We start from the raw sequence: 20,421 nt of genomic DNA, 5'->3' as shown, positions 1-20,421 counted from the left end.
ATCGCAAAGAGGCAGACATGGCCCCCCGCACTCGCCAAGGGCTCAACGACTACGGTCTCTACAACAGCGCGCGCGATGAGCGCGACGCCTGTGGGTTTGGCATGGTCGCCCAGCTGGACGACCAGCCTTCCCGTTCGCTGGTGGACACCGCAATTGCGGCGCTCTCGCGCATGACCCACCGCGGCGGCGTGGCCGCCGACGGGCTGACCGGCGATGGCTGCGGTTTATTGATTCGCAAACCCGATGCGTTCCTGCGCGGGTTGGCGCGCGACGCCGGCATCCCGCTGGGCACGCGCTACGCGGCCGGCGTGGTGTTCCTGCCGCTGGACGACGCCGATGCCGCCCGATGTCGCGCCGAACTGGAAAGCCAGTTGCTCAGCGTCGGCGTGCAACTGCGGGGCTGGCGCGTGGTGCCCACCGACGACAGCGTGTGCGGCCAACTGGCGCGCGAGACGTTGCCGCGCATCGAGCAGGTGTTTGTCGATGCCGGTGCCGACCACACCGAAGACGGCTTCACCCTGGCGCTGTTCCTGGCGCGCCGCCGCGCCGAACAGCAGCTGCAGGGCGTGCAGGACTTCTATGTCACCACGCTCTCGCCCAATGGCATCAGCTACAAGGGCATGGTGCTGCCGGACAAGCTGAGCACGTTCTACCCGGACCTGCAGCGCAGCGACCTGTCCTCCAGCGCGATCGTCTTCCACCAGCGCTTTTCCACCAACACGCTGCCGCGCTGGCCGCTGGCACACCCGTTCCGGTTGCTCGCCCATAACGGCGAGATCAACACCATCGAAGGCAACCGCCGCTGGGCGCAGGCGCGCAGCAAGGTGTGGCAGACCCCGCGCTTCGATATCGCGCAGTTCGATCCGGTGATCTCCATGCACGGCTCCGATTCGCAGAGCCTGGACAACATGCTGGAGCTGCTGATCGCCGGTGGCATGGACCTGCTGCAGGCGCTGCGCATCCTGGTGCCGCCGGCCACCCAATCGCTGGAATTCAAGGACGCCGACCTGGCCGCGTTCTACGAGTTCTATGGCCTCAACACCGAGCCGTGGGACGGCCCGGCCGGCATCGTGGCCTGCGACAGCCGCTACGCGGCCTGCATGCTCGACCGCAACGGCCTGCGCCCGGCGCGCTGGATGCTGACCTCCGACCGCCACTTCCTGGTGGCCTCCGAGGCCGGGGTGTGGGAACTGCCGGCCGAGCGCATCACCCGCAAGGGCAAGCTGGGTCCGGGCGAGATGATGGCCATCGATCTCAAGCGCGGCGACCTGCTGGACTCGGACGCCATCGACCGCATCAACCGCGCGCGCGCGCCGTACAAGCAATGGCTGCAGCAGGGCGTGACCTATCTGCAGACCGAGCTGATCGACCCTTCGCTGGTGGAAGAACCCTTCAGCGAGCAGACCCTGCGCAGCTACCACAAGCTGTTCCAGCTCAGCACCGAGGAAGTGGAGCAGATCCTGCGCCCGCTGGCCGAGACCGAGCAGGAAGCCACCGGCTCGATGGGCGACGACACCCCAATGGCGGTGCTCAGCCGCCAGACCCGGCCGCTGTACGACTACTTCCGCCAGGCCTTCGCGCAGGTCACCAACCCGCCGATCGACCCGCTGCGCGAAGGCATCGCGATGTCGCTCACCACCCAGCTCGGCAAGGAGACCAATATCTTCCATGCCGGTGCGCAGACGGTGAACCACGTCATCCTCAACTCGCCGGTGCTCAGCCAGCGCAAGCTGCGCCAGCTGCTGAAGATGGAGCAGTACCTCGAACGCAATCGGCTGATCGACCTGTCCTACAGCGTGGAAGAAGGCCTGAAGTCCGGCCTGGAACGCATCTGCCAGGAAGTGGAAGCGGCCGCGCGCGATGGCGCCGTCATGCTGTTGCTATCCGACCGCTACCCGGTGCCGGACCGGCCGATGGCGCATGCGCTGCTGGCCACCGGCGCGGTGCATCACCACCTGTGCAAGGTGGGCCTGCGCTGCGACGTCAACCTGATCATCGAAACCGGCACCGCGCGCGATGCGCACCACATGGCCTGCCTGCTCGGGGTCGGTGCCACCGCGGTGTATCCGTACCTGGCCTACCAGACCCTGTTCGATCTGGGCCGGCGCGGCATCCTGCAGCTGAGCAAGGGCGGCGAGCAGTCGCAGATCGGCCGCCGCTACCGCAAGGGCATCTACAAGGGCCTGTCCAAGATCATCTCCAAGATGGGCATCTGCACCATCGCCAGCTACCGCGGCGCGCAGCTGTTCGAAATCGTCGGGCTGGACCCGGACGTGGTGGAACTGTGCTTTGCCGACACGCCTGCGCGCATTGGCGGTGTTGGTCTGTCGCGGCTGGATACCGAGGCGCGCGAGCTCACCGCACGCGCCTGGAACGACCAGCTCAAGCCGGAAGTGGGCGGCCTGCTCAAGTACGTGCACGGCGGCGAATACCACATGTACAACCCCGACGTGGTCATGACGCTGCAGCGCGCCACCCGCACCGGCGATGCGGGCGATTGGCAGAAGTACGTGGACGCGGTGCATGCACGCCCGGCCTCCACGCTGCGCGACCTGGTGCAGCTCAAGCGTGCCGACACCCCCACCCCGCTGGACGAAGTGGCCCCGGCATCTGATGTGCTGCGCCGCTTCGACAGCGCAGCGATCAGCCTGGGTGCGTTGTCGCCCGAGGCGCACGAAGCATTGGCCATCGCGATGAACCGCCTGGGCGGACGCAGCAATTCCGGCGAAGGCGGCGAAGACCCGGCCCGCTACGGCACCGAGAAGCGCTCCAAGATCAAGCAGGTGGCCTCCGGCCGCTTCGGTGTCACCCCGGAATACCTGGTCAACGCCGAGGTGCTGCAGATCAAGGTCGCCCAGGGCGCCAAGCCCGGCGAAGGCGGCCAGCTGCCCGGCCACAAGGTCAACGAGCTGATCGCCCGGCTGCGTTACGCCAAGCCCGGCATCGGCCTGATCTCGCCGCCACCGCACCATGACATCTATTCGATCGAAGACCTCGCCCAGCTGATCTACGACCTCAAGCAGGTCAACCCGACCGCGCTGGTGTCGGTGAAGCTGGTGGCGCATGCCGGCGTCGGCACGATCGCAGCCGGCGTGGTCAAGGCGGGCGCCGACCTGATTACCGTCTCCGGCCATGACGGCGGCACCGGCGCCAGCCCGGTCAGCTCGATCCGCTATGCCGGCGTGCCATGGGAACTGGGCGTGGCCGAGTCGCACCAGGCGCTGGTGGCCAACGACCTGCGCGACCGCACCATCCTGCAGACCGACGGCGGCCTGAAGACCGGCCTGGACGTGGTCAAGGCCGCCTTGCTGGGCGCCGACAGCTTCGGCTTCGGCACGGCGCCGATGATCGTGCTGGGCTGCAAGTACCTGCGCATCTGTCACCTCAACAACTGCGCCACCGGCGTGGCCACCCAGGACGAGCGCCTGCGTGCGGGCTACTTCACCGGCCTGCCCGAGCGCGTGGAGCACTTCTTCCGCCTGCTGGCCGAAGAAGTGCGGCAGTGGCTGTCGTACCTAGGGGTGCGCTCGTTGGACGAGATCGTCGGCCGCACCGACCTGCTGGAGCAGCTGGAGGTCTCTCCGCGCCCGGGCGTCAAGGTCGACCTCTCGCGCCTGCTCACCCATGCGCGCTACGACGGCGGCCATTGCGCCGCCCAGCGCCTGTACGAATCGCCGGACAGCCTGGCCACGCAGATGGACGGCCTGCTGGCCGATGCCATCGCCCACAAGACTGGCGGCGACCATCGCTTTTTGATCCACAACACCGACCGCTCGATCGGCGCGCGCCTGTCCGGTGCCATCGCGCGCGCGCATGGCAACCACGGCATGAGCGATGCGCCGTTGAACCTGCGCTTCCGCGGCACCGCCGGGCAGAGCTTCGGCGCGTTCAATGCCGGCGGCCTGCAGCTGGAACTGGAAGGCGAAGCCAACGACTACGTCGGCAAGGGCATGGCCGGCGGCCGGCTGGTGGTGCGTCCGCCGCGTGGCGCGCGTTTCGAAGCGCGCAGCACCCCGATCGTGGGCAACACCTGCCTGTACGGCGCCACCGGCGGCGAGCTGTTCGCCGCCGGGCGGGCGGGCGAGCGCTTTGCGGTACGCAACTCCGGCGCGCTGGCGGTGGTGGAAGGTGCCGGCGACCACTGTTGCGAATACATGACCGACGGCGTGGTGCTGGTGCTGGGCAAGGTGGGCCTGAATTTCGGCGCCGGCTTCACCGGTGGCCTGGCCTATGTGCTGGATATCGAACGCGACTTCGTGGACCGCTACAACCACGAACTGATCGACATCCACCGTGTCTCCGCCGAAGGCTTCGAGAACCATCGCCAGCATCTGCACACCCTGATCAGCCGCCACCGCGAGCTCACCGGCAGCATCTGGGCGCAGCAGATCCTGGACGAGTTCCGCGACTACATCGGCAAGTTCTGGCTGGTCAAACCCAAGGCCGCCAGTATTGAGTCGCTTACTGAGTCGCTGCGGCGCGCCGCCTGAGTTGTGCTCCCCTCTCCCGCGCGCGGGAGAGGGGTCGGGGGTGAGGGCAGTGCCCCGCGCCCCTCATCCGCCCCTTCGGGGCACCTTCTCCCGCACGCGGGAGAAGGGAATCAGCCACGGATTTTCTTATGAGCCGCAAACAAGCCTTCCAATTCCTCGACCTGCCGCGGACCATGCCCACGCGCATTCCGGTGGAACTGCGTACCTCCGGCGACTGGGGCGAGTTGTACGGCAAGTTCGACAAGGCCGACGCGCAATACCAATCCGGTCGCTGCCTGGATTGCGGTAATCCGTACTGCAGCTGGAAATGCCCGGTGCACAACGCCATCCCGCAGTGGCTGCAGCTGGTGCAGGAGAACCGCATCGAAGAAGCCGCCGCGCTGTGCCATTCCACCAACCCGCTGCCAGAAGTGTGCGGGCGCGTGTGCCCGCAGGACCGTCTGTGCGAGGGCAGCTGCACACTGGAGGAATTCGGCGCGGTCACCATCGGCGCGGTGGAAAAATACATCGTCGATACCGCCTTCAAGATGGGCTGGCGCCCGGACCTGGGCAATGTGCAGCCCAGCGGCCACCGCGTGGCGGTAATCGGCGCCGGCCCGGCCGGCTTGTCGTGTGCCGACCGCTTGGCGCGCGCCGGTATCGAAGCGGTGGTCTACGACCGCTATGAGCAGATCGGCGGCCTGTTGCAGTTCGGCATCCCCAGTTTCAAGCTGGACAAGTCGGTGATCGGCAAGCGCCGCGAGATCCTCGAAGGCATGGGCGTGCAGTTCCGCCTGGGCGTGGAGATCGGCAAGGACATCAGCATCGAACAGCTATTGGGCGAATACGATGCCGTGTTCCTGGGCACCGGCGCCTATCGCTACACCGACGGCGGCCTGCCCGGGCAGGACCTGAAGAACGTGCTGCCGGCCCTGCCCTTCCTGGTGCAGAACAGCCGCATCGTCAGCGGCAACGACCCGCACGGCCGGCCGATCGCCGGCTGGGAAGACCAGCTCGCCCTGCCCGACCTCAACGGCAAGCGCGTGGTGGTGCTGGGCGGCGGCGACACCGGCATGGACTGCGTGCGCAGCGCGATTCGCCTTGGCGCGGCCAAGGTCACCTGCGCCTACCGCCGCGACGAAGCCAGCATGCCCGGCTCAGCGCGCGAGGTCGCCAACGCCCGCGAAGAAGGCGTGCGTTTTTTGTTCAACCGCCAGCCGCTGTCGATCGAATCCGGCGCCGATGACGAAGCCATCGGCGTCACCGTGGTGGAAACCAGACTCGGCGACCCCGACGCCAGCGGCCGCCGCAATGCGGTACCGGTGGAAGGCAGCGAATCGCTGCTGGAAGCGGACGTGGTCATCATCGCCTTCGGCTTCTCGCCCACCCTGCCCGACTGGCTGGCATCGCAAGGCGTGGACGCCGGCAGCAACGGCCGCATCGTCGCCCCGGCCGACGGCCATGGCCGCCTGCCTTACCAGACCAGCAACCCACGCCTGTTCGCCGGCGGCGACTGCGTGCGCGGTGCCGACCTGGTGGTGACCGCAGTGGCCGAAGGCCGCGATGCGGCGGGCAGCATCGTGCAGCTGCTGGGTGTGAAAGCGCAGGTCAAGGAGCCGGCTGCGGCGTGAGGGGTGCTAGTCACATGCTCAGGTGACTTGTTGGCCTGCAGTGGGAAGCCATTCGCCTGGGGTTATGCGCTTGTTCGTGGCACATGTGTGCTTGGCATGCTGAACACTCGAACGTCGTAAGCGCCATTGGGTTCATATGCCACCGTCCGCGCCCGATGGGCGCAGACGGTGCATCACACCCTGACGCAACTGCGAATCAGGCCGCCTTGTCCAACGTCGCCATATCGATCACGAAGCGATACTTCACATCGCTCTTGAGCATGCGCTCGTAGGCCTCGTTGATCTGGTCGGCGCGGATCGTTTCGATGTCCGAGACGATGTTGTGCCTGGCGCAGAAATCCAGCATTTCCTGGGTCTGGCGGATGCCGCCGATCAATGAACCGGCCAGGGTGCGGCGCTTCATCACCAGGTTGAAGACCGCCGGCGAGGGGTGCGACTGCTCGGGCACGCCGACCAGCACCATGGCGCCGTCGCGCTTGAGCGCGTTGAGGAACGGGTCCAGGTTGTGCGGGGCCGCTACGGTGTTGAGGATGAAGTCCAGGGTGTTGGCCTGCGCGGCCATCTGCGCTTGGTCCTTGGAGATCACCACTTCGCTGGCACCCAGGCGCAGTGCGTCGGCGCGCTTGCTCTCGGAGGTGGAGAACAGCACCACCGTGGCACCCATCGCCTTGGCGATCTTCACTGCCATGTGGCCCAGGCCGCCCAGGCCGACTACGCCCACCTTCTGGCCCGGACCCACCTTCCAGTGCGCCAGCGGCGAGTAGGTGGTGATGCCGGCGCACAGCAACGGCGCCACGGCGGCCAGATTGTCGCTGTGCGAGATGCGCAGCACGTATTGCTGGTCGACCACGATATGGTCGGAGTAACCGCCATAGGTGTTCTCGCCACCAAACATCGGGCCGTTATAGGTGCCGGTGAAGCCAGCTTCGCAGTACTGCTCTTCACCTTCCTGGCAGGAGGCGCAACTGCGGCAGCTGTCGACCATGCAGCCAACGCCGGCCAGGTCGCCGACCTTGAAGCCGGTCACCGCATTGCCGACGGCGGTGACGCGGCCGACGATCTCGTGGCCGGGAACCGATGGATACTGCGTGTTATGCCATTCGTTGCGCGCGGTATGCAGGTCCGAGTGACACACACCGCAATAAGCGATGTCGATCTGCACGTCGTTGGGGCCGGGCGCGCGCCGTTCGAACACGAACGGGGCAAGCGGCTGGTCGGCAGCCTGGGCGGCGTAGGCGTGGGCTTGGCTCATGGGGAAGACTCCGGAATGGTGGGCCGTGGGCGGCAACTGCAAACGCCAGGCACGGCAAGATGAGGAGGGTCGATAGGGTAGAACACGGTGGCGTCGCACTCCTGTGACAGTGCGTTTTGCGCATCCTCTTGCGAACGCTAGCGCAGCGGCATGAGACGGGGCGTGCAGGCCGCGCAGGCCCGATGCATGCGATGCCGCGTGAATGACGCGCTAACGTGCGAGCTTCTAGGCTGACGATCGTAGCGCTCGCCCTGCACCATTGCTTCTGGCCGTGCCCTCCCCCTGCGGCCCCACGTCGATGCCGAAGGAGTCTCCCATGTTCCGCTCTCCCGTGAAATTGGCAGCGTTGCCTCATGCCGCGCTGCTGCTCGCCCTGCTCGCCGGCCCCTCGTTGGCTCATGCCAAACCGCCCGGCAGCCCCGGCAAGGCCGCGACAGGCCTGAAATATGTGGGCGTCAATCTGTCCGGCGCGGAGTTCAACTCGCGCAAGAAGCCCGGCACGCTGTTCAAGGACTACACCTACCCGGCCGATTCAGATTTCAGGTATTTCGCCAGCAAGGGCATGAATACGATCCGGCTGCCATTCCTGTGGGAGCGCGTGCAACCCACGCTCAACGGTGCGCTGGATCAGGCACAGCTTGGGCTCATCAAGAAGTCGCTGGCCGCCGCCAAGGCCAATCAACAGGTCCTGATCCTGGATCTGCACAACTACGCCAGCTACAACGGCAAGCGCATCGGCAGCGACGAGGTGCCCACTGCCACCGTGGCGGACCTGTGGCGCCGGCTGGCGCTGGAATTCAAGGGCGACAAGACGGTGATCTTCGGGCTGATGAACGAGCCCAACGGCATTTCCGCACCGGACTGGGCCAACGCCGCGCAGGCGGCGATCAACGCCATTCGCAAGACCGGCGCGAACAACCTGATCCTGGTGCCGGGCACCGCCTATACCGGCGCGCACAGCTGGCGCAGCAACAGCTACGGGATCTCCAATGCCACGGCATTGCAGGTGCTCAAGGATCCCGGCAACCATCTGGCGTTCGAGGCGCACCAGTATCTGGACAGCGACTACAGCGGCACCAAGCCGGTATGCACCAGCGATACCGTGGGCGAAGAGAAACTGCGCGGGTTCACCGCCTGGCTGCGCGAGAACAGGCAGAAGGGCTTCCTGGGCGAATTCGCCACCGCCGACAATCCGGTCTGCAACAAAGCGCTGGAAGGCATGCTGACCTACATGGAACAGAACAGCGATGTGTGGCTGGGATGGACCTGGTGGGCCGCCGGTGCGTGGTGGAAGCCGGACTATCCCTTCACCGTGCAGCCAGGCAAGGATGGCAGCGACAAGCCGCAGATGAAGATCCTGAGCAAGTACGCACAGCGTGCCACGCGCTGAATCTCTGCGTTGCGTGCAGCGTGGTATGGCGAGCGTTGTACGGCATCGACAGTTCGATCGAGAAGTGCCGCACAACTCGCCACTGCAATCCCTCGCATGCGTCGTTTACCGGTACCAATGCGCTTAGCCTGATCGGCAGTGCAGTGCCGTCAGGTTGGTGGCATGTCCAGGACAGGGCACTGCATCTCCCCCGCCTGTAGTAGGAGTGCCCATGTCGTCTTTTCCCACCCGGTTGCGCCGGCTGCCCAGCTGCGCGCGCGCGTTGCTGTTGCTGCTGCTCGTCCTCACGCCATTGGCCCACGCACAGGACGGCAACCGGCTGAAGTTGGTCGGCGTCAATCTGTCCGGCGCAGAGATCAAATCCTCGCAAAAACCCGGCGTGCCTGGTGTCGATTACCGTTATCCAAGTGCCGAGGAATACGGCTATTTCGCCGGCAAGCAGATGAACGTCATCCGCTTGCCCATCCTGTGGGAGCGGCTGCAGCCCACCGCTGGCGGCGCGCTCGATCCGGCGCAACTTGCCGCGATCCAGCAAGCGCTCGCCAACGCACGGGCGGCGAAGCTGTACCTGATCCTGGACGTGCACAACTACGCCCGGTATTACGGACAGACGATCGGGAGCCCGCAGGTACCGATCGCCACCTTCACCGATCTATGGCGACGGCTGGCCATTGCGTTCAAGCACGACAACCGCGTGATCTTCGGCCTGATGAACGAGCCCTACGGTATCGATCCACGTGCCTGGGCCGTTGCTGCGCAGGCGTCCATCGACACCATTCGCCAGACCGGCGCCAGCAATCTGATCCTGGTACCAGGTGCACTGTGGAGCGGCGCGCACAGCTGGTATTCCACGGACGCCGGTGAATCCAACGCGGTGGCGATGGCGTCCATCCACGACCCGCTGAACCGCTATGCCATCGAAGTGCATCAGTATCTGGATGCCGATTCCAGCGGCACCACCGCCGGATGCGTCAGCGCCACCGTCGGAGTCGAACGCCTGCGCAGCTTCACCCAGTGGTTGCGCCTGCATCGCAAGCGCGGCTTTCTCGGCGAATTTGGTACCGGCCACAACGCGACCTGCAATCGCGCACTGAACAACATGCTGGATGATCTGGAGCGCAATGGCGATCTCTGGCTGGGCTGGACGTGGTGGGCCGCCGGCGCGTGGTGGAAGGCGGATTATCCGTTCAACGTGCATCCCGACACCCAGGGACGCGACAAGCCGCAGATGTCGGTGCTGCGCGTGCACGCGGCGCGGCGCGCGCGGTAGGACATCCCGGGCGCGGTACGCGATGCAGTGCTGTCGTGTGGTGCCCACGGGCGAGGGCGGCGACCACTGCGGCGTCGGTGCGCTGGCGTCATGGCATTGGCGGCGGGCGCTTCCATACGCCCGGATGCCGACACCGGCTACGGCCGATGCGCGCGGTGCGGCGAAGTTGGCACAGCAGCGCGTTAACGCGTTGCCACATGCGTGCGCCATGTCGTCGGTGACTGCGCACGCATGCACAGATCCTGCACCACGCGGCGCCGCCGCCGTTTAGGCACGGCCGATGCACAGCAGTGCATCGATGCGCCATCTCGTGCGCAGATTGCACGCAAACCGCTGCGACGCACCCCCACCGCGCTGCCAGGAGTGTTTCCATGTCCGTCGTTTCCGTCCCGCTACGCAGTATCGCCCGCTACGTCCTGCTACTTGTCCTGCTCGCGGGATTGCCTCAAGTGCAGGCACAAACCCGCGCACTCACCTATGCCGGGGTCAATCTGTCCGGCGCGGAGTTCGCCTCCTCGAAAAAGCCCGGTATCCTCAACAAGGACTACATGTATGCCTCGGCCAGTGACTACAGCTATTTCGCTGGCGTTGGAATGAACACGGTCCGTCTTCCCATCCTGTGGGAACGCCTGCAGCCCAGCGCGCGGGGCGAGCTGGATGCGGCGCAACTGGCGCTGGTGCAACAGGCGGTGACGCGCGCCAAGGCGTCGGGCATGTACCTGGTGCTGGATATCCATAACTACGCCAAGTACTACGGCTCCCTGATCGGCGGGCCGGACGTGCCGGTCGCCACCTTCACCGACCTGTGGCGTCGCCTGGCCATGGTGTTCAAGGGCGACAACGCGGTGATCTTCGGGCTGATGAACGAGCCGTACAACATTGCGTCCAGCCAGTGGGCCGGTGCCGCGCAGGCGGCCATCGATACCATCCGCGCCACCGGCGCCGATAACCTGATCCTGGTGCCCGGCGCGTCGTGGACCGGCGCGCACAGCTGGTATTCGGCGACCAGCGATGGCTATTCCAACGCGCTGGCGCTGGCGTCCATCTATGACCCGCTGGATCGGTATGCCTTCGAAGTGCATCAATACCTGGACGCCGATTCCAGCGGCACCAGCAGCGTCTGCGTCAGCCCCACCATCGGTGCCGACCGCCTGCGCAATTTCACCCAGTGGCTGCGCATCCACAACAAGCGCGGTTTCCTGGCCGAGTTCGGGACGGCCGACAACGCCGTATGCAATCAGGCGCTGCAAGGCATGCTGGCCTTCATGGAAACCAACGCCGATGTGTGGCTGGGCTGGACCTGGTGGGCGGCCGGTGCGTGGTGGAACATGTCCTACGCCTACAACGTGCATCCCAGCAAGGACGGCACCGAGAAGCCGCAGATGTCGATCCTGTCGCCACAGGCGAGCCGTGCAACACGTACCAGCGGTAGCGCACGGTCCAGGCGCTGACAGCGCGTCCTGCGGCGCACGCGATGGCCGCCACGCACCGGCAGCACGTTACTGGCCCGCCCACGCGGGTACGGGCGCCCGTACCCGCCGGCGACTGCCGGCGAGGCCGCCGCTTGGCTCATCGCTGCCTGGGCGGGTCTGTGTGCACGGATTTGCTGCCTGGCGAGGCGCGGTCGGCAGCGGCCGGCCGCGTCGCGTCATCGGCGCTCGCCGCCGGCTTGCTGGCCATCATGCGGTCGCGCGCAGCCTTGAATGGATTGCCGGCGTACCAGTTTGGCCAGCGCCCCCCTGCCGCCACTTCCTTGCCCACGCCATACATCGCCTGCAGGTCTTCGATGGTGCCGTCCAGTTTCCAGGTGGCCGCATCGTATTCGTCGCCAGGTGCGTGGTAGCGATGGCGACCATAATCCTGGGCCGCCGCACGCCCGGCGGCGGTGCCGCCTTCGCGCAGGTCTTCGCCACCATCGGCATATAGCGCCGGCACGCCGGCCTTGGCGAAGTTGAAGTGATCCGAGCGGAAATACGAGCCGCTTTCCGGCGTCGCTTCGGGGTGCAGGCGGCGGCCCTGCATCGCGGCGATCGGCTTGAGGATGTCCTCCAGTTCCGAACTGCCCATGCCCACCACGGTCATGTCGCGCGCGCGGCCGGCTACCGACATGGCATCCAGGTTGATCACCGCAGCGATCTTGTCCAGCGGGAAGCTCGGGTTGGCGACGTAATACTTGGAGCCGAGCAGGCCGGATTCTTCCAGGGTCACCGCCACGAACACCACCGACCGCTCCGGCTTGGGGTCCTGATGCGCGAACGCATCGGCGATTTCCAGGATGCCGGCCACGCCGGTGGCGTTGTCCACGGCGCCGTTGTAGATGTTGTCGCCGCTCTCGCCCGGATGCTTGCCCAGGTGATCCCAGTGCGCCATGTACAACACCGCCTCGTCGGCATGGCGGGTGCCCGGCAGCACGCCAACCACGTTGCGCGAGGTCTTTTCGGCGATGCTGCTCTTCAGATCCACCGACCAGCGGGCCTTCAACGGCACCGGCTTGAAGCCGCGCTTGCCGGCATCCTTGTACGCCTGCGTCAGGTCCAGCCCGGCATCGGCAAACAGCTGCCGGGCGGTCTCGGCGCTGATCCAGCCTTGCACCGGCAGGCGCGGGTCCGGGTCGTCCTTGGCCGGCAGATCGTATTGCGGGCCGGACCAGGAGTGCTTGACCACATCCCAGCCATAGCTGGCGCCAGGGGTGTCGTGCACGATCAATGCTGCGGCCGCCCCCTTGCGCGCGGCTTCCTCGAACTTGTAGGTCCAGCGCCCGTAGTAGGTCATGCGCTTGCCGTCGAACAGCTTGGGGTCATTGCTGTGGAAGCCGGGGTCGTTGACGAACATCACCACCGTCTTGCCCTTCCAGTCCTGGCCGGCGTAATCGTTCCACTGCTGCTCGGGCGCATCCACGCCATAGCCGACGAACACCAGCTCGCTGTTGTCCAGCTTGACCTCCGCCTGGCCGGTGCGGGTGCCCACCACGATGTCGGTGCCGACGGCGAGGGTGCGGGTCTGCTCGCCGCTGCGCAGGCTGGGCGCGGTGGCGGCATCGGCGGTGGTTTCCACCATCGGCACCTCCTGGAACCAGCTGTCGCCATTACCCGGCTGCAAGCCGATGCGCTGCATCTGGTCGCGAATGTAAGTCACGGTCTTTTCTTCGCCGGGCGTGCCCGGGCCGCGCCCTTCGAACGCATCCGAGGCCAGCGTCTTGACCAGCTCGGCAAAGTCGCCTTCGGTCAGTTCCGGCGAGAACACATGCCGGCTGACCGGTGCGCTGGGCGTGGTCTGGGCCGGTGTTTGCGCGGCCGGCGTGGCTGGCGCATCGGCCGCCTCGCGCGTGCAGCCGGCCACGGCCAAGGTCGCGGCCAGGCACAACAGGGTCTTGCGGGGCATCGGAACTCCTCGTGCAGCGGAGTTCCGATCTTAGAGCGTCCGTGTGGTGAGCGCGTCAGTCCTTGGGCGCCACATCGCTGTCGAAGCGGCGCGCCGTGGCACCGCTGACCGCGCCGATCCTGGCGCTGCGGTGCACATACAGATCCACCTCGCGCTCGAACTGCAGCGGGCCGTCGATCACGGCCTTGGGGCCGATCACCACGCGCGGCTTGCGCGCCGGCTTGAACGCAAAGCTGAAGTTCGGCTTGGTCACCTTGATGCCGCCGCGCACATGCGAGCCCACACCGACGGTAATGTCGCCATTGACCGTTTCGATCCCCTTGCCGAGTTCGGTTTCCACCAGGCCGATGCTGCCGTTGACCGTTTCCACCCCGCCACTGATCTGGCTGCCGCGCTCCACCAGCACGCTGCCATTGACCGTCTCCAGGCCACCGGAGACGATGACTTTCTCACCCAGCGCAATCGCGCCGTTGACCGTGGACACACCGCCGGTGCGTGCGCCGGTGCCGATCTGGATCCCGCCGTTGACGGTTTCCACGTCCTTGGTCTGCGCGCCGGCGCCGACCTCGATGGAGCCGTTGACCGTTTCCAGGCTGCCATACACCTTGCCGGCTTCGGCACTGATGCGGCCATTGACCTTGCTGATGTCCTCGTTGGCCCAGGCGCTTGCGCAGGCCAGGGACAACGCCAGGAGAAGAACTTGGGGCTTCATGCTGAACCTCGCGCGGTAGCGGCAGTCTGGGACGTGGCGGCGATCACACCATGGGTGGCTACAATCGCGCACCTGCCTGAAGTCACTGGATCGTTCGTTGGCCTGTTCGCCTGCACCGCTGTCGCGTCCGCCACTGGCCCGTGCCACCGGCCGTGGACGCGCGTGGCTGGCCGCGAGCGTGCTGGCCTGCCTGCTGCTGGGCAGCGCCGGTGCCATCGCGCAAAGCCAACGCGAGACCGAACGCAAGCTGCAGCAGCTGCGCGATGAACTCAAGACCATCGGCGCCGACCGCCGCGACCTGGAAGGCAAGCGCGGCACCGCCGCCCAACAGCTGCGCCAGGCCGACGAAAAGGTTGCCAAAACCGCGCGCGCGCTCAGCGAAACAGAAGCCGCGATGCAGACCCAGCAGCAGCACCTGTCCACGCTGCAGCAAGACCGCGCGCGCCTGCAGCGTGGCCTGCAGGGCCAGCGCGCGCAGCTGGCCGCGTTGCTGCGCGCCGCCGACCAGGTGGGCCGCAATGCGCCGCTGAAGGTCTTGCTGTCGCAGGACACCGTGGGCGATGCCACGCGCATGCTGGCCGACCACCGCTACGTGCAGAACGCCCGTGCACAGCAGATCCAGGCCCTGACCACCCAGCTGGACGCGCTGGCAAAGGTGGAGCAGGACATCGCCAGCCGTCGCCAGGCGCTGGATGCCGCACGCGCACAGCAGAAGGCGCAGGCAGCGGTATTGCAGAAGGATCGCTCGCAACAGGCGGCCACCGTCGCGCAACTGGACGACCGCTACAAACAACGCGCCGAACGCGAGAAGGCCCTGGGCCAGGACGCCAAGGCGCTGGAACAGCTGCTCGCCAATCTGCGCGCCGCTGCCGCCAAGGCCGAAGCCGAACGCCGCGCCGCCGCCAAGCGCGCCGCTGCCGCTGCTGCCGCCCAGGCCAAACGCGGCAAGTCCGAGCGCCCCGAGCGTGCCGGCAAGACGCCACCCACGGTCGTGGCCAACGCACCAGCGCCCAAGGTGGGAGGGCTCAGCTGGCCGGTGTCCGGCAATCTGCTGGCCCGCTTCAATGCCAGCTTGCCCGATGGCCATACCAGCAAGGGCGTGCTGATCGGCGCGCCCAAGGGCACCACCGTCACTGCGGTGGCCGATGGCACGGTGGTGTTCTCCGACTGGATGACCGGCTACGGCATGATCCTGATCGTCGATCACGGCAACGGCTACATGAGCCTGTACGCGCACAACGACACCTTGTTGCGCGACGCCGGCGCGGCGATCAAACGCGGCGAAGCGGTGGCCAAGGTCGGCAGCTCGGGCGGGCAGGGCGTGCCGGCGCTGTATTTCGAACTGCGCCGCAACGGCCAGCCGGTCGACCCTTCGAGCTGGTTGCAGCGACGTTAGTGGCCGCGCGCGGTGGCACGCTAGGCGGCAGCAGCAATGGTTAACACGTGGCGCTGCACGGCTTCGACAGTGCGCTGCGTGGACACCGCCTGAGCGGTGATCTGCCCGGCGGCTAGCCTGCCTGCCCTCTGCCCTGCGTTGCGACCTGCCGACACGGCCGTGCAACGCACGCCACCTGCGATGGCCTCGCCAGCAGGCGGCCCTGCAACGGCCCGCGCAACGCGTCTGCAATTCAACGTGGATTTACCGCCGCTTCGCGCATAATCGGGCAGCTCCGCGCTGCGGGGCGTCTTGTCTCTTTGCCGGAGTGCTTCATGCGCGTAGCCGTTCTGTCTGTTGCCCTGTCGCTGGCCTTGTTCGCGTCGCCTGGTTGGGCGCAGACCGACCGTCCCGCCGCTGCCGCGCAGCCCGCTGCAGACGATCCGGACGCCGATGAAGCCGCCGTCTCCAAGGTGCCGCTGGAGGAGATCCGCCGTTTCGTGGCGGTGTACAACGCGGTCAAGCAGGCCTATGTGGACCCGGTGGAAGACAAGAAACTGATGCACGCGGCCGTGCGCGGCCTGCTCTCGGACCTGGATCCGCACAGCACCTACTTCGACAAGGAAGACGCCGAAGCCTTCGACGAGCAGGCCAGCGGTGCCTACGACGGCATCGGCGTGGAACTGCAGCAGCAGCAGGACAACACGCTGAAGGTGATCGCCCCGATCGACGACACCCCGGCCGCGCGCGCCGGCATCCGCGCCGGCGACGTGATCGTGGCCATCGACGGCAAGCCGATCGACGCCAGCAAGGCGATGGAGCCGCTGCGCGGCGAGTCCGGCAGCAAGGTCACCTTGACCATCCTGCGCGAGAAGGCACCCAAGCCGTTCGATGTCACCCTGCAACGCCAGACCATCCGCGTGGCCAGCGTGCGCAGCAAGCTGCTGGAGCCGGGCTATGGCTATATCCGTATCAGCACCTTCCAGGCCGATACCGGTGCCGACTTCCAGAAGAACCTCAAGCAACTGCAGGCCGGCGGCAAGCTGCGCGGCCTGGTGCTGGACCTGCGCAGCAACCCCGGCGGCTTGCTGACCGCGGCGGTGCAGGTGGCCGACGACCTGCTCGACAAGGGCAACATCGTCAGCACCCGCGGGCGCATCTCCATCAGCGATGCCAAGTTCGATGCCACCCCGGGCGACCTGCTCGGCGGTGCGCCGGTGGTGGTGCTGGTGGACGCCGGCTCGGCCAGTGCGTCCGAAGTGCTGGCCGGTGCGCTGCGCGACAACCAGCGCGCGCGCATCATCGGTAGCCGTACCTTCGGCAAGGGTTCGGTGCAGACCGTGCTACCGCTGGACAACGGCGACTCGGTCAAGCTCACCACCGCGCGGTACTACACACCCAGCGGCAAGTCGATCCAGGCCAGCGGCATCGTGCCGGAGGTCTTGCTCACGCCCGACCCGCAACCGGGCGAGTCCGAGCTACCGGCCAGCCTGAGCGACTACAGCGAAGCCACCTTGCCCGGCCATCTGCGCGGCGACGCCGAAGGCGAAGAGGGCTATACCGCCGGCGACGTGCTGCCCGGCGACGGTCCCATCACCGCCGCCCTGGCCGAACTCAAGCAGCCCGGCTCGGCGGCCAAGGCCGAGGCGGCACGCAAGGCCAAGGCGCAGGCAGCGCAGAAGGCCAGGGCAGCCGCCAAGCCGGCGGCAGAATCCAAGCCGGCGGCGGCGCGTCCGCCGGCCACCGACAAGGCCAAGCCGGCCGCGCCAGCCGAGTCCGCACCGGCACAGACGCCCGAACCCAGCCCGCCGACCAAGTAGGGGCGATCGATCACAACGGGCTAGCGCAATCTGGTCAATGCCTCGGGATTGACCAGATTGCGCGGCGTTCCAGAAGCGAATGCCAGTACATTGTCAAATGCCGCATCCAGATACAGCGCGTAGCTGTCGCGTTCCACGTATCCCAGATGCGGCGTGGCCAGCACGCGCGGATGCTGCAGCAATGCATCGTGTGGATCGAACACCGGCTCGTGTTCGAACACATTGACAAGCGCTCGACGCATGCGCTGGGCTCGGTGGGCAGGGCACCCAGCACCTGCACATCGTGGCCTTGCAGGTGCTGCAGACAGGGCAGGCTGCTTACAGCGCCCTGATAATCGTCGGGCACCACGATGCGCATCAGCGCGGCTTGCCCGGCAGCGGGAAGGGCGTGACCACCTTGTCGCCGGTGGCCGCATCGCGGATCACCGACTGGCCCTTCTTTTCCACTTCTTCGATGCGCACGATGCTCTGCATCGGCAGGTGCAAGGTCCGGGTGTTGCCGAATTCCTCGCGCAAGCGTTCTTCGGTGGGATCCACCACCAGCCCGTCGTGCACATCGAACACCAGCTCGCCGATCTGGTTGAAGCCCCACAGATGGCTGCCGGTCACTTCGCGTGCGTAGAGCTCGTACACCTTGCCATGGTTGAGGAAGGTGACTTTGTAGAGAGGCTTGACCATGCACCGATTATAGGCGCGCGGGCACGCCTGACAGCGTGCGCACATCGGCCAGCCGCGCACCACCGCGCACGCTAGAAGCCGTGGCGCTTGCGCAGGCGCCGGGCGATGGCCGCGCGCACAGACAGCCCGTAGACGACGCCGAACACGAAGCCGGCGATATGCGCCGACCAGGCCACCATACCGAACGCCGGGCCGATGTAGGCGAACACCACCTGCAGCAAGGCCCAGGCACCGATCAGCAGCGGCGCCGGCACGCGGATGAATTCCAGGAACAACCCCAAGGGCAGCACCACGCCCAGTTTGGCGCCGGGAAACAGCGCCAGATACGTGCCGATCAAGGCCGACACCGCACCGGACGCGCCGATGATGACCCGGTCCGGCGTGCCGATGGCGAAGATCGCCGCCAGGTTGGAAGCTGCGCCGCCCAGCAGGAACAGCAGCAGCAACCGCCACGGGCCCAGGATGCGCTCGGCCGGCAGCCCGAAGATCAGCAGGAACACCAGGTTGCCCAGCAGGTGCGACCAATCGGCATGCAGGAACAACGCGGTGAACAAGCGCAACACGCTGCCGTCGCGCAGGGTGGCCAACCAGGCGCCCAGGTTGGACACGCCACTGGACAAGGCGCCCCAATCCAGCCACAGCGTCTTGCGCGCCTCGCCTGGCTGGCTGATCGACCACAGATAGGCCAACCACACCGCAGCGAACAGCAACGGCACGGCCCAGCGTGGGGTGGGTTTCTTGCGGGAGGGGAGGGAGACGAACATCGGAGGGGCACAATAGCCGCCCGCGGGCCTGAACCCAACCCTAACCCGTCGGCGTGCAGAAAGGGACGATCGTTATTGTTCGGTTAATTGTCGTGGGTATACTGCGTACGGCGTCGTATGTCGGGGGGGGTCTCCGGCGCGCCCCGGGCACTGGATTGGTGCTGGGCGCGGGCGCTGAATCGACCATTGCAGTCCTTATCCGGAGAGCAACAACTCATGTCTACTGCTTCCACTCTCAGCCGCGCCACCCTGCTCGCCGTCGGCATCGCCGGCGTCCTGGCCGTTGGCCAGGCACACGGTGCCGCTTTCCAGCTGAAGGAAAACAGCGCCAAGGGCCTCGGCCGCGCGTTTGCGGGTTCGGGCAGCGCCCCGGACGATGCCTCGATCATCGCCAACAACCCAGCCGGCATGCGCCAGCTCGACGGCCGCCTGTTCCAGGCCGACGTCAGCGCCATCAGCTTCTCGGCCAAGTTCAAGCCCGACACCGCCACCTACGCCAATGGCGCCCCGGTCTCCGGTGGCAATGGCGGCGATGCCGGCATGATCGCGCCGGTTCCGGCCATGTATTTCCATGTGCCGTTCGGCGAGAACGACAACATGCACCTAGGCACCTCGATCACCGCGCCGTTCGGCTTCAAGACCGAATACGACCGCGACTGGGTGGGCCGCTACAACGGCACCAAGACCGAGCTGCAGGCGGTCGACTTCAACGTGGCGTTTTCCTACGACGTGAACCCGTACGTGTCCTTCGGTGCCTCGGTGTTCGCCGAGCGCCTGGACATCGACCTGGCCAACGCCGTGGACTTCGGCAGCATCCTGACCGCCCGCCGCGTGCCGGGCTTCGCACCGGGCAGCGCCGATGGTTACTCGCGCATCCAGGGCAACAGCACCGAAGTCGGCTTTACCCTGGGCGGCTTGTTCAGCATCGACGAAAACACCCACATCGGCTTCAGCTACCGCTCGGAAGTGGAGCACAAGATCACCGACGGCGAGGCCGACTTCACCACGCCGAGCAATGCAGCTGCCGTGCTGGCGTTCGCCGCCCCCGGCACCTTCGTCGACACCAAGGGCCGCGCCACCGTCACCATGCCGGCCAGTGCCACTGCCAGCTTCACCCACAACGTGAACGAGCAGTGGTCGATCATGGCCGACGTCACCCGCACCGCCTGGAGCAAGTTCGACCGGGTGACGGTGGACTTCGCCTCCAACCAGCCCGACAGCGTGTTGGATTTCTCCTACCACGACACCACCTTCGCCTCGATCGGTACCGATTACCGCATGAGCGACACGCTGACCCTGCGCGGCGGCCTGGCCTACGACCAGACCCCGACCAGTGCCGAGCATCGCGACGTGCGCGTGCCGGATGCGAGCCGCAAGTGGGTCTCGCTGGGTCTGAGCTGGCGTCCCTCGCAGCAGGCCGAGTACAACTTCGGCTACACCCACCTGTTCGTCAGCGACCCGACCACCGATACCCGCAGCGCCACCGGCGACCGCCTGGCGGGCAGCTACGACGTGAGGGGCGACATCCTGGCTGCATCGGTCCAGTACAAGTTCTGATCGTTACTGCAGGCCGCACGACGACGAACCCCGCTACGGCGGGGTTTTTCTTTGGTCCTGGTCCACCGTTCGCGCGCACGGGCCGGCCAGGGGAATCGCGTGCTGGCGCAGCCGCACGGAGC

The 20,421-nt window shown here is 66.7% G+C and carries 13 protein-coding genes and 1 pseudogene; 8 read left to right on the top strand and 6 right to left on the bottom strand.

Annotated elements, in window-relative coordinates; genetic code table 11:
• The first annotated feature begins 17 nt into the window (after positions 1-17).
• Together gltB and ACCQ13_RS00145 are read left to right on the top strand one after the other, a co-directional pair.
• Complete coding sequence (gene gltB, locus ACCQ13_RS00150; RefSeq protein ID WP_104603325.1) at positions 18-4,490, top strand: glutamate synthase large subunit; 4,473 nt, start codon at positions 18-20, stop codon at positions 4,488-4,490.
• A 128-nt stretch (positions 4,491-4,618) separates the two neighbouring features.
• Positions 4,619-6,100 carry a glutamate synthase small subunit GltD family protein gene (locus ACCQ13_RS00145; protein WP_104603324.1) on the top strand — a complete coding sequence of 494 codons (1,482 nt, stop codon included), beginning with the start codon at positions 4,619-4,621 and terminating at the stop codon, positions 6,098-6,100.
• 196 nt (positions 6,101-6,296) lie between these two features.
• Here the strand turns inward: ACCQ13_RS00145 and ACCQ13_RS00140 are convergent, their stop codons facing one another.
• Positions 6,297-7,352: an NAD(P)-dependent alcohol dehydrogenase gene (locus tag ACCQ13_RS00140; protein ID WP_104603323.1), complete on the bottom strand. Its 1,056-nt coding sequence runs from the start codon at positions 7,350-7,352 to the stop codon at positions 6,297-6,299.
• Between the two features lie 316 nt (positions 7,353-7,668).
• On the opposite strand from ACCQ13_RS00140, the gene ACCQ13_RS00135 reads away from it, so the two are divergent.
• From ACCQ13_RS00135 to ACCQ13_RS00125, 3 genes are all read left to right on the top strand, one after another.
• Positions 7,669-8,742, top strand: coding sequence for a glycoside hydrolase family 5 protein (locus ACCQ13_RS00135; RefSeq protein WP_159406407.1), 1,074 nt, complete (start codon positions 7,669-7,671; stop codon positions 8,740-8,742).
• Between the two features lie 274 nt (positions 8,743-9,016).
• The gene (locus ACCQ13_RS00130; protein ID WP_372372440.1) at positions 9,017-10,012 is read left to right on the top strand and encodes a glycoside hydrolase family 5 protein; all 996 of its coding nucleotides are present in this window, start codon (positions 9,017-9,019) and stop codon (positions 10,010-10,012) included.
• Positions 10,013-10,383: 371 nt separating this feature from the next.
• Positions 10,384-11,463: a glycoside hydrolase family 5 protein gene (locus ACCQ13_RS00125; RefSeq protein ID WP_159406405.1), complete on the top strand. Its 1,080-nt coding sequence runs from the start codon at positions 10,384-10,386 to the stop codon at positions 11,461-11,463.
• A 118-nt stretch (positions 11,464-11,581) separates the two neighbouring features.
• Here ACCQ13_RS00125 and ACCQ13_RS00120 read toward each other — a convergent pair whose 3' ends face one another.
• Positions 11,582-13,393, bottom strand: a complete 1,812-nt coding sequence (locus tag ACCQ13_RS00120) for a M28 family metallopeptidase (protein WP_159406404.1) — start codon at positions 13,391-13,393, stop codon at positions 11,582-11,584.
• Positions 13,394-13,448: 55 nt separating this feature from the next.
• Positions 13,449-14,105, bottom strand: a complete 657-nt coding sequence (locus ACCQ13_RS00115) for a DUF4097 family beta strand repeat-containing protein (RefSeq protein WP_159406403.1) — start codon at positions 14,103-14,105, stop codon at positions 13,449-13,451.
• Positions 14,106-14,202: 97 nt separating this feature from the next.
• Here ACCQ13_RS00115 and ACCQ13_RS00110 point away from each other — a divergent pair, with 97 nt between their 5' ends.
• A complete protein-coding gene (locus ACCQ13_RS00110) occupies positions 14,203-15,501 on the top strand; it encodes a murein hydrolase activator EnvC family protein (protein ID WP_208800433.1) in 1,299 nt (432 codons plus the stop codon).
• 314 nt (positions 15,502-15,815) lie between these two features.
• A complete protein-coding gene (locus tag ACCQ13_RS00105; protein WP_167526787.1) occupies positions 15,816-17,300 on the top strand; it encodes a S41 family peptidase in 1,485 nt (494 codons plus the stop codon).
• Positions 17,301-17,320: 20 nt separating this feature from the next.
• Here ACCQ13_RS00105 and ACCQ13_RS00100 read toward each other — a convergent pair.
• From ACCQ13_RS00100 to ACCQ13_RS00090, 3 genes and pseudogenes are all read right to left on the bottom strand, one after another.
• Positions 17,321-17,527: pseudogene (locus ACCQ13_RS00100) on the bottom strand (D-2-hydroxyacid dehydrogenase family protein); the annotation flags it as partial.
• Positions 17,528-17,657: 130 nt separating this feature from the next.
• Positions 17,658-17,978 carry a DUF1820 family protein gene (locus ACCQ13_RS00095; RefSeq protein WP_064507842.1) on the bottom strand — a complete coding sequence of 107 codons (321 nt, stop codon included), beginning with the start codon at positions 17,976-17,978 and terminating at the stop codon, positions 17,658-17,660.
• Positions 17,979-18,049: 71 nt separating this feature from the next.
• Positions 18,050-18,742: a rhomboid family intramembrane serine protease gene (locus tag ACCQ13_RS00090; RefSeq protein ID WP_104603315.1), complete on the bottom strand. Its 693-nt coding sequence runs from the start codon at positions 18,740-18,742 to the stop codon at positions 18,050-18,052.
• Positions 18,743-18,958: 216 nt separating this feature from the next.
• Here ACCQ13_RS00090 and ACCQ13_RS00085 point away from each other — a divergent pair, with 216 nt between their 5' ends.
• Positions 18,959-20,299, top strand: a complete 1,341-nt coding sequence (locus ACCQ13_RS00085) for an outer membrane protein transport protein (protein ID WP_274392025.1) — start codon at positions 18,959-18,961, stop codon at positions 20,297-20,299.
• Positions 20,300-20,421 lie beyond the last annotated feature (122 nt).

This window comes from Xanthomonas sp. NCPPB 1638 (assembly GCF_041475635.2).
GTDB classification, from domain to species: Bacteria; Pseudomonadota; Gammaproteobacteria; order Xanthomonadales; family Xanthomonadaceae; genus Xanthomonas; species Xanthomonas cucurbitae.
The sequence above is the reverse complement of the archived record's forward strand: the minus strand, read 5'-3'. Positions and strand labels throughout refer to the sequence as shown.

What these genes read in the sequence shown, in the direction of transcription:
- ACCQ13_RS00105 (WP_167526787.1), top strand. Translation starts at nt 15,816, where the DNA reads ATGCGCGTAGCCGTTCTGTCTGTTGCCCTGTCGCTGGCCTTGTTCGCG.
- ACCQ13_RS00140 (WP_104603323.1), bottom strand. Translation starts at nt 7,352, where the DNA reads ATGAGCCAAGCCCACGCCTACGCCGCCCAGGCTGCCGACCAGCCGCTT.
- ACCQ13_RS00120 (WP_159406404.1), bottom strand. Translation starts at nt 13,393, where the DNA reads ATGCCCCGCAAGACCCTGTTGTGCCTGGCCGCGACCTTGGCCGTGGCC.
- ACCQ13_RS00145 (WP_104603324.1), top strand. Translation starts at nt 4,619, where the DNA reads ATGAGCCGCAAACAAGCCTTCCAATTCCTCGACCTGCCGCGGACCATG.
- gltB (WP_104603325.1), top strand. Translation starts at nt 18, where the DNA reads ATGGCCCCCCGCACTCGCCAAGGGCTCAACGACTACGGTCTCTACAAC.
- ACCQ13_RS00125 (WP_159406405.1), top strand. Translation starts at nt 10,384, where the DNA reads ATGTCCGTCGTTTCCGTCCCGCTACGCAGTATCGCCCGCTACGTCCTG.
- ACCQ13_RS00115 (WP_159406403.1), bottom strand. Translation starts at nt 14,105, where the DNA reads ATGAAGCCCCAAGTTCTTCTCCTGGCGTTGTCCCTGGCCTGCGCAAGC.
- ACCQ13_RS00090 (WP_104603315.1), bottom strand. Translation starts at nt 18,742, where the DNA reads ATGTTCGTCTCCCTCCCCTCCCGCAAGAAACCCACCCCACGCTGGGCC.
- ACCQ13_RS00095 (WP_064507842.1), bottom strand. Translation starts at nt 17,978, where the DNA reads ATGGTCAAGCCTCTCTACAAAGTCACCTTCCTCAACCATGGCAAGGTG.
- ACCQ13_RS00135 (WP_159406407.1), top strand. Translation starts at nt 7,669, where the DNA reads ATGTTCCGCTCTCCCGTGAAATTGGCAGCGTTGCCTCATGCCGCGCTG.
- ACCQ13_RS00085 (WP_274392025.1), top strand. Translation starts at nt 18,959, where the DNA reads ATGTCTACTGCTTCCACTCTCAGCCGCGCCACCCTGCTCGCCGTCGGC.